Raw genomic sequence first — 14,229 nt, forward strand, 5'->3', positions numbered from 1 at the left:
GGAAAACAATTCATGAACAACGGGTCCGGGCCACAGCCAACCGATGCCGCCGCGCCGCTGGGCCCGGCCGAACCCTTCGTCTTCACCGGCAGCGCCAGCGAATATTATCGCATCTGGATCGTCAACCTTATGCTCACCGTCGTCACGCTGGGCATCTATTCCGCCTGGGCCAAGGTCCGGCGGCTGCGCTACTTCTATGGCAACACGCTGCTTCAGGGCCATGGCTTCGACTACCACGCCGATCCTGTCCGCATTCTCATCGGCCGGCTCATCGTGGTCGGCACGCTGATGGTGGTGAATATTCTGAGCCAGACCAGTCCGGTGTTTCTGCTGCTGATCGTTCCCTGGCTGGTGGCGCTGCCGTGGTTCATCAACCAGTCGCTGGCCTTCAATGCCCAGATGACGAGCTACCGCAACCTCCGCTTCGGCTTCCAGGGGGCCTATTTCGCGGGGCTGGGCGCCTTCGTGCTGATGCCGCTGCTCGCCATCATCTCGGCGGGGCTTCTCGCCCCCTTCTCCTCCGGCTTCCGGGCCAATTACCTGGGCAGCCACACGCGCTTTGGAACCGCCTGGTTCGACACCGATGCGCCGCTTGGCCGTCTCTATGCCAATCTCGGCGCCACGATGTTCTTCCTCATCGTGTTGGCCGTGCTGGTGTTCGGCGGCCTGATGCTGGAATCCCGCCTGGTGACGGGCGGCAGCAGAGATGACAGGGTGGCCATCTTCATCCTTTTGGGCGTGATTTCCTTCTACATCTCCTACTTCTTAGTATTTTACGCCTATCGCGCCGGCGTCCGCAACATCGTCTTCAACACCACCACACTGGACGGCGGTCACCGCCTGTCCTCCACCCTGTCGCGCCGGCGCTATGTGTGGATCATGATCAGCAATGCGCTGATGGTGCTGGGCACGTTGGGCCTGCTCTGGCCGGTGGCCTCGGTGCGGCACTGGCGCTATCTTGCGCAATCGACGCACTTCCACCCGGCAGGCCCGCTTGATGGCTTCCTCGGCCGCGAAAGCCAAAAAAGCAGCGTCGCCGCCGCCGAATATCTCGATCTCGGCGGCTTCGATTTCGGACTCTAGCACCATGGATGTGGCAGGCCTGTTCTTCGACGCCCAACGCTCGCTCAGCCGCCCGGCGCGGCTCGCCCGCGATGCGGAGGGCCTCAGCCTCTTGGTCGATGGCGAGGAGCATCCGCGCCGCCCGCAGCTGCGCGGCATCTCGGAAAAACTCGGCCGCCTGCCGCGCAAGCTGTCCTTCGCCGATGGCAGCCTGCTCGAGGTCCCCGCCGATGCGCCGGTCGATGGCCTCCTGCCGCGGCAGGACCGCTTCTTCGCCGTGGCCCACTGGCTGGAGGCGAGCTGGAAATATGCCGCCGCGGCCGGGGTCATCACCATCCTGCTGCTTGCCGTCACCTACCGCTACGGCCTGCCGCTCGCCGCCCGCGCCGCGGCGGATATCACCCCCCCGGCGATCTCCGGCATGATGAACGAGGGCACGCTCGACACCGTCGACCGTTTCATTTTCGAACCCTCTAAGCTCCCGGAGCAGCGCACCGCCCACATCCGCGCGCTCTTCGCCGGCCTCACGGCACCCCTGGTCGAGACCCAGGATTACGAGCTCCTGTTCCGCGACGGCGGCCGTATTGGACCCAATGCGATAGCGCTTCCCGGCGGCACCATCATCATCACCGACCAGCTCATCGAGCTGGCCCGGTCGGATGACGAGATCCTTGGCGTGCTGGCCCATGAGGTGGGCCATGTCGAGCAGCGCCACAGTCTGCAGCAGGTCTACCGCGCGCTGGGGCTGAGCGCCCTGGTGGTGCTGGCCGGCGGCGATTCCGGCCAGCTGGTGCATGACGCGGTCAACCAGGCCGCCGTGCTCCAGACCTTCGCCTATTCCCGCGAGTTCGAGGATGCCGCCGACAAGCGCAGTGTGGCCATCATGGTCAGCGATGGCCGCAACCCTCTCGCCTTCATCGACCTCCTCGACCGCATCACCGCCGGCGCCTCCGGTTCGGACCAAACCACCATGCTCTCCACCCACCCCGGCGCCGCCGACCGCCGCGCCGCCGCGGAGGCCGAAGCCCGCGCGCTGGGCTGGTGCAAGGACTGTCCAACGGATGAGAGCAAAAAAGGTGGCGCACAGTAACGCCAGACCCGCCATTCCCGCCCCCTTTCCAAGCATAAACAGCCCGCACCGAAGTGGAGCAGGCCATCCCGAAACCCAATTGTTGAGAATATCCGACCATAGCACACCGAGCGCGCGCTGTCAAGGTTTTTTTTTCCTTATATCCGAACTTTCTTATACTTTCGCGGCGATGCCGGAATGAGGATCAGACCCCCGCCTCCGCCCGGATCGCCACATGCGACATCGCGGCCCGCAGCGCCGCCGGCTTCACCGGCTTCCTGAGCAGGTGCACGTCGTGGGCAACTGCGAGGTCCGCCACAGCCGGGGTGCGGTCCGCGGTGATCAGCACGGCGGGGATTGGCCGCCGCGCACGGGTCCTCAGTGCACGGATCACCGAAATCCCGTCCTCGTTGTTGAGGTGATAATCGGCGAGGATCATGTCCACCTTGCCGTCCGCCGCGGCGAGTGCCGCGAGCGCCTCTTCCAGGCCCGTCGCGGTGTGCACGATATTGCCCCAGCCGGTGAGCAGCATCTCCATGCCCTCGAGGATCGGCCGCTCATTGTCAATGACGAGCACGCGCACCGCGGCGGCCAGTGCCGGCGGCTGCGCCTTGCGCGGCTTGGGAACGGCGGTCACGCGCAGCCGCTCCGCCGCCACGGCCACATCCACCGCGAAGACCGAGCCCTTGCCCGGTGTCGAGCGCACGTGAACGGGCGTCTCCAGCACCTTCGCCATGCGCTCGACGATGGAGAGGCCGAGCCCCAGGCCTGACGTTCCATCGCCATCGCTCTGCAACCGCTGGAATTCCTGAAAGATGATCTCCAGCTTCGACTCGGGGATGCCCGGCCCCGTGTCATGCACCCCGATCCTGAGTAGATCGCCATGCCGCCGGCAGCCCATCAGCACGCGGCCTTCCTTCGTGTATTTGATGGCGTTGGACACGAAGTTCTGCAGCACACGGCGCAGCAGCTTGCGGTCGGAGTGAACCGTCAGCCCGCAGGGCACCACGGTGAACTGCAGCCCCTTCTTGCGCGCCGCCGGCCCGAATTCCACCGTAAGCGCCTGCAATATGCCGTCGATGTGGAAGGGCTGGGCCTCCGCCTTCATCGCCCCGGCATCGAGCCGCGAGATATCGAGGAGGGCGGAAAGAATCTCCTCCACCGCCTCCAGCGAGGAATCGACGTTGCGCACCAGCTCGCCATCCTTGGAGCGCTTCATGCGCTCGACCAGAGTCGAGGTGAAGAGCCGCGCGGCGTTCAAAGGCTGCAGGATATCGTGGCTCGCCGCCGCGATGAAGCGCGTCTTCGACAGGTTCGCCGCATCGGCCTCGGCCTTGGCGGCGGCCAACTGCTCGTTCAGTTGTGTGAGCTGTGCGGTGCGCTCCGTCACGCGGCGCTCGAGCGACTCGTTCACCCGCTGCAGCTCTTCCGCCGCCAGCACACTCTCGGTGGCGTCGATCACGGTCACGACCACGCCACCATCCGGCATCGGGCTCGAGCGGAATTCGAAGACATGGCCCGTGTCGGTGCGCCGCTCGCGGAACACGTCGTGGGTGAGTGCAATCCTGCGCACCCGGTCGTCGGCCGCGCCCTTGCCCGCCGCGGTGCGCGCCAGAAAGGCGCCCAGCACCTCGGTGATTGGTGTTCCCACCCGGTTCAGGTCGCTCCCCAGCCCGAGGAAGTCCTGCAGCGTCGCGTTCCAGCAGATCAGCGTCAGGCCCGGCTCGAACACGGCGAGCCCCTGGTCCACGTTGTCGATGGCCGACTGCAGGAGATCGCGATTGTGCTGGATCGCGGCCGAGGCATCGTCCAGCAGCTTCATGGCGCCGCGGGCATGCGTCGAGTGCCGCTCCAGCATCAGCGCGATGACGAGGCGGGCCGAGGCGACACCCACGGCGGAGGCCAGCAGATGCTCGGCGAAGCGGATCAGCCGCACGTCGGCTTCCCCACCCTTCACCCCGGTCTGCCCTTGCTGCGCCCGGAAGCCCTCGAAGGCGGCCTGCGCGCGGTCCGCGCCGATATAGCGCGCCACCGTGTCCTCCAGCCGGTCGGACGTGACTGCAGTGCGCCACAGCTTGAAGCCGGTGCCGTTGCCTGCCTGGATATCGCGCGACACGAAGCTCGTGGCCTGCACCCGCTCGATGGGCGTCGGCTGGCGGGTGAGCGAGCCCGCCACATAGGCCGCGATATTGGCGAGCAGGCTCCAGATCACGCCATGGGTCAGCGTGTCGAACTCCATGGCGAACAGGGCGCGCGCTTTGAGCAGGCCGATCCCCCAGGGTCCCGGCTCGATGAAGCCGCGGCCCATCCAGCCTGCGTCGGCAAAGGCCGGCAGCAGCAGCGTATAGACCCAGACGAGGAAGCCCGCCGTGATGCCCCACATGGCGCCCCGCGCCGTGGCGCGCCTCCACACAAGTCCGCCGAAGAAGGCCGGCGCGAATTGCGCCACCGCCGCGAAGGAGAGCAGCCCCACCTGGGCCAGCGCCACTGGGGCGCCGATCATCCGGTAATAGGCATAGGCAAGAGCGAGCACGAAGATGATGGCGAAGCGCCGGATCAGGATCAGCGTTTCGCCCATGTCCTGGTGCAGGCTGGCCCGCTCCACCTGGCGGCGCAGCAGCAGCGGAACGACCAGATTGTTGCTCACCATGATGGAGAGCGCCACGCACTCGACGATCACCATGGCGGTGGAGGCCGAAAGCCCGCCGATAAAGGCGATCAGCGCGATGAACGGGTTCCCCGCCGCAACCGGCAGCGCCAGAACGAAGGTGTCGCCGTCCGCCCCCTTGGGCAGCAGGAGGAGGCCCGCCACCGCGATTGGGATCACGAACAGGTTGATGGCCACGAGATAAAGCGGGAACAGCCAGGCGGCGCGCTTGACTTCCCCCGCATTGGCGTTCTCCACCGCCGCCACGTGGAACTGGCGCGGCAGCAGGACGACTGCGAAGGCGGCGAGCAGCGTGAGCGTGAGCCACTGCCCGCCATCGAGCCCGCCGGAGAACAGGCCGCGCACCCGCGGGTCTGCCGTGGCGCTTTCGAGGAAAGGGGCGATGCCCCCCATCATGCCGAACACCACGAACAGGCCCACCGCCACGAAGGCGATGAGCTTCACCATCGATTCGACGGCAATGGCCAGGATCATGCCGTCCTGGTGCTCGGTCGTGTCGATGTGCCGCGTGCCGAACAGGATGGCGAAGATGCCCATGGTGAGCACCACGAACAGCGACAAACCGTCGAGGCCTGAGGACGGCGGCAGGATGTCGCGCGACCATTGCGGTTCTGAGACCAGCACGTGCAGCGCCACCGCCACGGCCTTCAGCTGAATCGAGATATAGGGAACGATGCCGATCACCGCAATCACCGTCACCAGCGCCCCCAGCGCCTCCGACTTGCCATAACGGGCCGAGAGGAAGTCGGCGATGGATGCGATATTGTGCCGCTTGGTGAGGGTGGCAATCGACTGGATCAGCTTCCAACCCAGCGCGAAGACCAGAATCGGCCCCAGGTAAACGGGCAGAAAGTCCAATCCGGTGCGCGAGGCGATTCCCACAGAGCCGAAATAGGTCCAAGACGTGCAGTAGACCCCCAGCGACAGGGCATAGGTCAGGGGCCGCCCGGCCCGGGTGGTCGAGGTCCTGGACCGCCGGTCGCCCCACGCCGCCACCGCAAACAGCGCCCCCAGATAGGCCAGCCCCGCGCCCAGAATGGTCAATTGCCCAAGCATCGCGAAGCGATGATCGGCGCGTGCGCCCGCCGAATCAAGGGCACATGTCCTCTCTCCCGCTGCTTCAAGCGGGAGACGACGCTTTCAGCGCTCCCGGCCCCCCCGACTTTGTGCGCAAATCGTCACGCAGACGTGGAAGCCTCCGCAACCTGTTGATCCAAGTCAATGCCCCTGCCCGCCCCAAAACGCATTCGTGCAGGTGGATTATTTTCAGAAAGGGGGTCTCCGATGGGGGCTGGTACACTGACACAAAAGGGACAGCCCTCCGGGGGCGGCGCCATGGTGATGATGGCCCTCTGGGGCCTTCTCGCCCTGTTTGCCATCACCATGGGGGCCAAGGCGGTGGACACGCCCTTCGCCATCCACATGTTCATCTTCGCGCTGGCGGCGATTCTCGCCCTCATCTTCAAGGCCCGCGGCTTCGGCAAGCCCGCGCCCGACACCTCGGGCTACATGGACGGCGTGGTGCGCTACGGCGCCATCGCCACGGTGTTCTGGGGTGTGGTGGGCTTGCTCGTCGGCGTGGTGATTGCCCTGCAGCTCGCCTATCCGGCCTGGAACCCCGATCTCGAGTGGTTCAACTTCGGCCGCCTGCGCCCGCTGCACACATCGGCCGTGATCTTCGCCTTCGGCGGCAACGCGCTGATCGCCACCTCCTTCTACGTGGTGCAGCGGACGAACCGCACCAGGCTGGCGCTCGGCAACCTCGCCTGGTTCGTGTTCTGGGGCTACCAGCTGTTCATCGTGCTGGCCGCCACGGGCTATCTCCTCGGCGTCACCGAGGGCCGCGAATACGCCGAACCCGAGTGGTACGTCGATCTCTGGCTCACCGTCGTCTGGGTCGCCTATTTCCTGGTGTTCTTCGGCACCTTGCTGCAGCGCAAGGAGAGCCACATCTACGTGGCCAACTGGTTCTACCTCGCCTTCATCGTGACGATCGCCATGCTGCACATCGTCAACAACCTGTCGATCCCGGTTTCGGTCTTCGGCTCGAAGAGCTACTCGCTGTTCTCGGGCGTACAGGACGCGCTGACGCAGTGGTGGTACGGCCACAACGCGGTGGGCTTCTTCCTCACCGCCGGGTTCCTCGGCATGATGTACTACTTCATCCCGAAGCGCGCCAATAGGCCGATCTATTCCTACCGCCTTTCGATCGTGCACTTCTGGTCGCTGATCTTCCTCTATATCTGGGCCGGTCCGCACCACCTGCATTACACGGCGCTTCCCGACTGGGCGCAGACCTTGGGCATGGTGTTTTCGATTATGCTGTGGATGCCCTCGTGGGGCGGCATGATCAACGGCCTGATGACGCTCTCGGGCGCCTGGGACAAGCTCCGCACGGACCCAGTGCTGCGCATGATGGTGATCTCGGTCGCGTTCTACGGGATGTCGACCTTCGAAGGCCCGATGATGTCCATCAAGGCCGTCAACTCGCTGTCGCACTATACCGACTGGACCATCGGCCACGTTCACTCCGGCGCTCTTGGCTGGGTGGGCATGATCTCGATGGCCTGCATGTATCATCTGATCCCGCGCCTGTGGGGCCGCAAGGAAGTCTACTCGCTGCGCCTCGTCAGCTGGCATGTGTGGCTCGCAACGCTGGGCATCGTGGTTTACGCCGCGGCCATGTGGGTTGCCGGCATCATGCAGGGCCTGATGTGGCGCGAGTACGATGCCAACGGCTTCCTCGCCTATTCCTTCGTGGAAACGGTCGAGGCCATGCACCCGTACTACGTGATCCGCGCCTTCGGGGGCGCCCTGTTCCTCGTGGGCGGGTTGATCATGGTCTACAACCTCTACCGCACCATCAAGGGCGCCCAGCCCGTGAGCCAGCCTGTCGGCATGGTTTCGGCTGCGGCATAAGAACAAGGACACCGGCGCCATGAAGCACGAAGCACTCGAAAAGAACGCCACGCTGCTGCTGATATTCAGCTTGCTCGTGGTGACCATCGGCGGTCTCGTCCAGATCGTTCCACTGTTCTTCATCCAGAATACGATCGAGAAGGTGGATGGGATGCGTCCCTATTCGCCCCTCGAGTTGGCGGGCCGCAACGTCTACGTGCGCGAAGGCTGCTACGTGTGCCACAGCCAGATGATCCGCCCCTTCCGGGACGAGGTCGAACGCTATGGCCACTACTCGCTCGCCGCCGAGTCGCAGTTCGACCACCCCTTCCAGTGGGGCTCGAAGCGCACCGGCCCGGATCTGGCGCGCGTGGGCGGCAAGTACTCCGACGAGTGGCACAGGCAGCACCTGGTCAATCCGCGCGACGTCGTGCCGGAGTCGATCATGCCGGGCTACCCCTTTCTTGCGGAGAAGCCCCTCGATCCGAAGGGCTTCGGCGCCAACCTGGTGGCCATGAACCTCACGGTGAACAACGGCAAGGGCGGCATGTACAGCCAGGAGGACATCGACAACGCCGAGGCCGACATGGTGGCCCAGGCCACTGGCCAGAACACCGAAGGCCTGCTCAAGCGCTATCCGAAGGCGGTTGCCCGCGACTTCGGAGGCGACGGCAAGCTTGACGAGATGGACGCGCTGATCGCCTATCTCCAGGTGCTCGGCACGCTCGTCGATTTCTCGACCTTCAAAGCCGACATGTCGAGGTGATGGCGATGGAACATTACACCTTACTGCGCCAATTGGCGGATAGCTGGGGCCTCGTCGCGATGTTCCTGTTCTTCATCGGCGCTATCGTCTTCGTCTTCCGGCCCGGTTCCAAGGCCGAATACGAAAGGCTGGCGAAAATCCCCCTGGATAACGGTTCCGAGGACTGACAAATGGCAACGAACATAGAAAAGGACGACGTCTCGGGAACCGCGACCACCGGACACACCTGGGACGGCATCAAGGAGCTGAACACGCCGCTCCCCAAGTGGTGGCTCTACACCTTCTATGCCTGCGTCATCTGGGCCATCGGCTACACGATCCTTTATCCGGCCTGGCCGCTGCCCGGCGGCGCCAGCAGGGGCGTGCTCGGCTGGACCTCTCGCGGCCAGCTCGAGCAGCAGATGGCGGCCGCCGCCGCCAGCCAGAAGGAAACCGTGGACAAGATCGCCGCGATGAGCCTTCCTGACATTCTGAAGGACCCCAAGCTCCTCGCCTATGCGCAGGCGGGCGGTTCAGCGGCCTTCAAGGTGAACTGCGTGCAGTGCCATGGCGCGGGTGCGGCAGGCGGCAAGGGCTACCCCAACCTCAACGACGACGACTGGCTGTGGGGCGGAACGCCCGAGGCTATCTACGTGACGCTGCAGCATGGCATCCGCTACTCGGACGATCCCAACACCCGTGACTCGCAGATGCCCAGCTTCGGAATCGACGGCATCCTGACGCCGGAGCAGATCGACCAGGTCGCCAACTACGTCATGACGCTCTCGGGCGAAACGGCGGATGCGGGCAAGGCCGACGCCGGCAAGCAGATCTTCGCGGAGAATTGCGCGGCCTGCCATGGCGAGGACGGCAAGGGCAACCGGGAGTTCGGGGCCCCCAACCTGTCCGACAAACTCTGGCTCTATGGCGGTGGCATCGACAATGTGAAGGCCCAGATTCACAAGCCGAGCATGGGCGTCATGCCGGCCTGGACCAAGCGCCTCGATGATGCGGCGATCAAGGAACTTGCGATCTACGTGCACTCGCTGGGCGGTGGCGAAGCGCCCGTCACCCAGTAACGATCAGGCCAGCGAGGCCGCATGCCATCACATCACGGCATGCGGCCTCCGGCCACACTGCAGACGGCGGATTTCGGTTCTATTAGTATCTGCTAATGGAAAGCCGGGTTTCCGAGGGGAATGATGGTTCGGATTATCAACACGCTCGACACTCCGCAGGAGGTCGACAGGGAAAGTGCCGTTCCGGTCAACAAGGCCGAGAACCGTTCCCTCTATGCCTCGCGCGAGGCGATCCACCCCAAGGAGGCGCATGGCTTCTACCGCCGGCTGAAATGGACGCTGCTCATCGTCCTGCTCGGCATCTATTACGTGGCGCCCTGGCTGCGCTGGACAAGGCCCGGCGATGCGCCGGACCAAGCCATCCTCATCGACATGGCCAACCGCCGCTTCTATTTCTTCTTCATCGAGATCTGGCCTCAGGAATTCTATTATATCGCGGGCCTGCTCATCATGGCCGGCGTCGGCCTGTTCCTGGTCACCTCACTGTTCGGCCGCGCCTGGTGCGGCTATGCCTGCCCGCAGACAGTGTGGACCGACCTCTATATCTGGGTCGAGAGCAAGATCGAGGGCGACCGCAATGCCCGCATCAAGCTCGATGCGGCCCCATGGTCTGTCTCCAAGCTCTCGAAGCGCGCCCTCAAGATGTTCGTCTGGCTGCTGATCGCCATTGCGACCGGCGGCTTCTGGGTGTTCTACTTCGCCGACGCGCCCAGCCTGTTTCATGACCTCGTCACCGGCCAGGCGCCCTCGGTCGCCTATTTCACCATCGCCGTCCTGACGGCCACCACCTTTACCTTCGCGGGCTTCATGCGCGAACAGGTCTGCACCTACATGTGCCCCTGGCCGCGCATCCAGGGCGCGATGCTGGACGAAGAATCGCTCATCGTCACCTACAATGCCTGGCGCGGCGAGCCACGCCACGCGGGCCGCAAGAAGGCGGAGGCACAGGGTCTCAAGGCCGGCGACTGCGTGGACTGCAACGCCTGCGTCGCCGTCTGCCCGATGGGCATCGACATCCGCGACGGCAACCAGCTCGAGTGCATCAACTGCGCGCTGTGCATCGACGCCTGTGATGCCGTGATGGACAAGACCGGCAAACCGCGCGGCCTGATCAACTACACGACGTCCGATCTTTATGCCGCCAACGTGGCCGGCAAGAACGAGCACTGGAGCTGGCGCCATCTCATCCGCCCGCGGACGATCATCTATTTCACCGCCTGGGCCGGCGTCGGCCTCGCAATGCTCTTCACCCTCGTCCACCGCACACAGCTCGACGTGAACGTGGTGCCGGACAGGAACCCGCTCTACGTGACGCTGTCCGATGGCGCTATCCGCAACGGCTATACGGTCAAGATCCTCAACAAGCGCCAGGAGCCCCGCACCTTCCGCCTGTCAGTGGACGGCCTCCCCGGCGCAACGATGGAAATGGTGGGCGACACCGGCGCCAAGGGCACGAGCTTCGAGATCCCCGTGGACCCCGACAAGCTCAAGGCGGTCAAGATCTATGTCTCGACCGATGACCCCGCGATCATCACGAAGGAACGCAGCAATTTCGAATTCAAGGTCGAGGAGCTGTACCGGAAGGATGGCGCTGCGCCCGAATCCAAGACCTATGACGCCCTCTTCCACGGCCCCAACGGCAAGGAGTAAGATTATGTCCATGGCACGCGCCGAAAAGGAACTGAAGGGCCATCACGTGCTGGCGATGATCGTCGCCTTCTTCGGCGTGATCTTCGGCGTCAATTTCTTGATGGCCTATCTCGCCAACGCCACGTGGTCGGGCCTGGTGGTCGAGAACGGCTATGTGGCGAGCCAGTCCTTCAACAGCGATCTCGCCAGGGCCAAGGCCCAGGAAGCGCTCGGCTGGAACGTCGGCTTCTCCCACGACAGAGACAGCGTGACGGTCGCCTTCGCCGACGCCAAGGGCGCCAGCATCGACACCCTCAACCTCACCGGCAGGCTGCAGCGCACTGTCACCGACAGGCAAGACCAGCAGCTCACTTTCGCCTGGATGGGCTCGGGCCTCTATTCCGCCCCTGCCCGTCTGGGGCCCGGCCTGTGGGAGGTCGAGATCGATGGCAAGGGCGGCGGCGTTGCCGGCTATCACAAGATCTTCCGCTTCGTCGTGAACCCCTGATGACCCTTCCCTGCTGCACCCTCGACGGCGAATACTTCCAGCCCTTCACGCTGGAGGGCGAGGATGCGGCACGCTGGATTTCCGCCGCTGGCCCCGGTTTGAAACGCATCGAGTTCCTGGTGCCGCAGGCCAACAGGCCGGAGGCGATGCCGCATATCGAAGCCGACCTCGGCGCACTCACCGGCGTGAAATCCGTCCGCGTCAACCTCACCGGCCGCCGCGTGGCCGTCGTCTACGAGGATGGCGCCATCGCGCCGCAGGCGCTGATCGACCGCCTCGGTTTCCTGGGCTACATGGCCCGCCCCTTCGACCCGCGCGAGACCGGCCTCACCAAGGACGACACGGAAAATGCGCGGCTGCTGCGCGCCCTTGCGGTGGCGGGCTTCGCGGCCTCCAACGTCATGCTGCTGTCGGTCTCCGTCTGGTCGGGGGCGGAGGGCGCCACGCGCGATCTGTTCCACTGGCTTTCGGCGATGATCGCCCTTCCCGCCGTCGCCTATGCGGGCCGCCCCTTCTTCTATTCGGCGGTGAGCGCGCTGCGATTGGGCGGCGTCAACATGGACGTGCCGATTTCGCTGGGCGTGCTGCTCGCCTCCTTCATGAGCCTGTTCGAGACCATCAACGGCGCCGAACACGCCTATTTCGATGCCTCCGTCACGCTCCTCTTCTTCCTGCTCGCCGGGCGCTACCTCGACCACCTGATGCGCGCCCGCGCCCGCTCGGCCATCTCGCAGCTCATCTCGCTGTCGTCGGAGGGCGCCTCCGTTATCGCGGACGACGGCACGCGGCGCTACGTGCCGGCGCGGGAACTCAAACCGGGCATGCTGGTGGCCGTCGCAGCGGGTGACCGGCTTCCCGCCGATGGCCTCATCCGCGAAGGGGCCTCCGACATGGACCGCTCGCTGCTGACGGGCGAGACGGCTCCCGAAACGGTGAAGCCGGGCTCGCTCGTCCATGCGGGCGAGATGAATGTCACCGGCCCCATCACGGTGGAGATCACCGCGGCCGGCAACGACACCTTCTTGAGCGAACTGGTGCGGCTCATGGCCTCCGCCGAGCAGGGCCAGTCGCGCTACATCCGCATCGCCGACCGGCTGGCGCGCTTCTATTCCCCCGCGGTCCACACCCTGGCGGCCACCACGCTCATCGCCTGGCTGGTTCTGGGCAATGGCTGGCACAATTCCATCATGGCGGCGATTGCCGTGCTCATCATCACCTGCCCCTGCGCGCTGGGGCTGGCCGTTCCCGCCGTGCAGGTGGTGGCGAGCGGACGTCTGTTCCGCTCCGGCGTGATGATCAAGGATGGCGCGGCGCTGGAGAAGTTGTCTGGCGTCGACACCGTCATCTTCGACAAGACCGGCACGCTCACCAAAGGCGAACCCGCGCTTGTCTCCCCGCTGATGGTCTCCACCGGTACGCTCGCCCTCGCCGCTGGCCTCGCCCAGGCTTCGAAGCATCCGCTCTCCCGCGCGCTGGTGCACGAGGTGGCGAAGCGCGGCCTTGCCCCGCTTGCCGTCATCGACATCGCGGAGCATCCCGGCCTCGGCCTCTCCGGCACCTACATGGGCGAACCCGTTAAGCTCGGCAGCCGTGCCTGGTGCCGCATGGAGGAGAGTGCGGAGGACCAGGGCCTGCTTGAATTCGCCTTCCGGCGGGGGGCCAAGCCGCCCAATCTGTTCCAGTTCGAGGACCAGCTCCGCCCCGATGCCGCCGAGACCGTTGCTGCGCTCAAGCAGATGGGCCTTGCCGTCCACCTGCTCTCGGGCGACCGCCAGGCCGCCGTCACCCGCGTGGCTGAGGCCGTGGGGATCGGCAGCGCCGTCTCCCGCGCCAGCCCGCAGGCAAAACTTGCCTATGTCGATGCCCTTACCAAGGCGGGAAAGAAGGTTCTGATGGTGGGCGACGGCATCAATGATGCGCCCGCCCTCGCGGCGGGCTACACCTCCATGGCGCCGTCGTCCGCCTCCGACATCGGGCGCACAGCGGCGGAAACCGTTTGGATGGGCGAGTCGGCCGCAGCCGTCGCCAATGCCGTCAAGATCGGCCGCCGCACCCAGCGCATCGCGAAGGAAAACTTCGTCCTCGCGGTGGGCTACAACGTGCTGGCCGTGCCGCTGGCCATGGCGGGCTTCGTATCCCCGCTGGTCGCTGCGGTTGCAATGTCCACCTCTTCCATCATCGTCATCGCCAACGCGCTCCGCGTGGGCCTGGGCAGGACAGCCGAACCGGGCTTTGCCAGGCTCCGCGCAGACACCGCGCCCGGCGCGAAAGCCCTGAGGGACGCCGCATGAACGTTTTGATCTACCTGATCCCCATCGCGCTCTTCATGGGCGGCATCGGGCTTGCCGCCTTCATCTGGTCCTTGAAGTCCGGCCAGTACGACGACCTCGAAGGCGCCGCCTGGCGCATCCTGCAGGACGACGACACCCCGAAGCCGTGACGCCACTGTAATTCCGCCGCAAAGCCGGTGAAACTGTCATCCGCCTGATTGACAACCGGGCGGCGGCGGACGGACACTTCCTCCACGCTTCACCCGATGCTTGCGGAGAGCCCCCGATGTTGGCGCCTGGC

At 65.3% G+C, this 14,229-nt stretch carries 11 protein-coding genes; 10 read left to right on the forward strand and 1 reads right to left on the reverse strand.

Annotated elements, in window-relative coordinates; translation table 11 throughout:
* Nucleotides 1-12: 12 nt before the first annotated feature.
* Both IOC82_RS05430 and IOC82_RS05435 read left to right on the forward strand, forming a co-directional pair.
* Entirely contained in the window at nt 13-1,083 is a 1,071-nt protein-coding gene (locus IOC82_RS05430; RefSeq protein ID WP_290545165.1) for a YjgN family protein, read from the forward strand.
* 4 nt (nt 1,084-1,087) lie between these two features.
* Nucleotides 1,088-2,152 carry a M48 family metallopeptidase gene (locus IOC82_RS05435; protein WP_290545166.1) on the forward strand — a complete coding sequence of 355 codons (1,065 nt, stop codon included), beginning with the start codon at nt 1,088-1,090 and terminating at the stop codon, nt 2,150-2,152.
* A gap of 184 nt (nt 2,153-2,336) precedes the next feature.
* On the opposite strand, the gene IOC82_RS05440 is transcribed toward IOC82_RS05435, so the two are convergent.
* Entirely contained in the window at nt 2,337-5,843 is a 3,507-nt protein-coding gene (locus tag IOC82_RS05440; protein WP_366935648.1) for a NahK/ErcS family hybrid sensor histidine kinase/response regulator, read from the reverse strand.
* A gap of 297 nt (nt 5,844-6,140) precedes the next feature.
* Between IOC82_RS05440 and ccoN the strand changes: the two genes are divergently transcribed.
* From ccoN to ccoS, 8 genes are all read left to right on the forward strand, one after another.
* Nucleotides 6,141-7,718 carry a cytochrome-c oxidase, cbb3-type subunit I gene (gene ccoN / locus IOC82_RS05445; protein WP_290545168.1) on the forward strand — a complete coding sequence of 526 codons (1,578 nt, stop codon included), beginning with the start codon at nt 6,141-6,143 and terminating at the stop codon, nt 7,716-7,718.
* Nucleotides 7,719-7,737: 19 nt separating this feature from the next.
* Nucleotides 7,738-8,463, forward strand: a complete 726-nt coding sequence (ccoO, locus tag IOC82_RS05450; protein WP_290545169.1) for a cytochrome-c oxidase, cbb3-type subunit II — start codon at nt 7,738-7,740, stop codon at nt 8,461-8,463.
* 5 nt (nt 8,464-8,468) lie between these two features.
* Complete coding sequence (locus IOC82_RS05455) at nt 8,469-8,630, forward strand: cbb3-type cytochrome c oxidase subunit 3 (RefSeq protein WP_290545170.1); 162 nt, start codon at nt 8,469-8,471, stop codon at nt 8,628-8,630.
* Between the two features lie 3 nt (nt 8,631-8,633).
* Nucleotides 8,634-9,521 carry a cytochrome-c oxidase, cbb3-type subunit III gene (gene ccoP / locus IOC82_RS05460; RefSeq protein ID WP_290545171.1) on the forward strand — a complete coding sequence of 296 codons (888 nt, stop codon included), beginning with the start codon at nt 8,634-8,636 and terminating at the stop codon, nt 9,519-9,521.
* A gap of 120 nt (nt 9,522-9,641) precedes the next feature.
* A complete protein-coding gene (gene ccoG / locus IOC82_RS05465) occupies nt 9,642-11,171 on the forward strand; it encodes a cytochrome c oxidase accessory protein CcoG (protein WP_290545172.1) in 1,530 nt (509 codons plus the stop codon).
* A gap of 4 nt (nt 11,172-11,175) precedes the next feature.
* A complete protein-coding gene (locus IOC82_RS05470; RefSeq protein WP_290545173.1) occupies nt 11,176-11,658 on the forward strand; it encodes a FixH family protein in 483 nt (160 codons plus the stop codon).
* Nucleotides 11,658-13,949 (forward strand): heavy metal translocating P-type ATPase, encoded by a 2,292-nt coding sequence (locus tag IOC82_RS05475; protein ID WP_290545174.1) that lies wholly within the window; start codon nt 11,658-11,660, stop codon nt 13,947-13,949. The genes IOC82_RS05470 and IOC82_RS05475 overlap by 1 nt, the downstream gene beginning before the upstream one ends.
* The gene (gene ccoS, locus IOC82_RS05480) at nt 13,946-14,098 is read left to right on the forward strand and encodes a cbb3-type cytochrome oxidase assembly protein CcoS (protein WP_290545175.1); all 153 of its coding nucleotides are present in this window, start codon (nt 13,946-13,948) and stop codon (nt 14,096-14,098) included. The genes IOC82_RS05475 and ccoS overlap by 4 nt, the downstream gene beginning before the upstream one ends.
* The last annotated feature ends 131 nt before the right edge of the window (nt 14,099-14,229 follow it).

The organism is Aestuariivirga sp. (genome assembly GCF_020252395.1).
Taxonomy (GTDB): Bacteria; Pseudomonadota; Alphaproteobacteria; order Rhizobiales; family Aestuariivirgaceae; genus Aestuariivirga.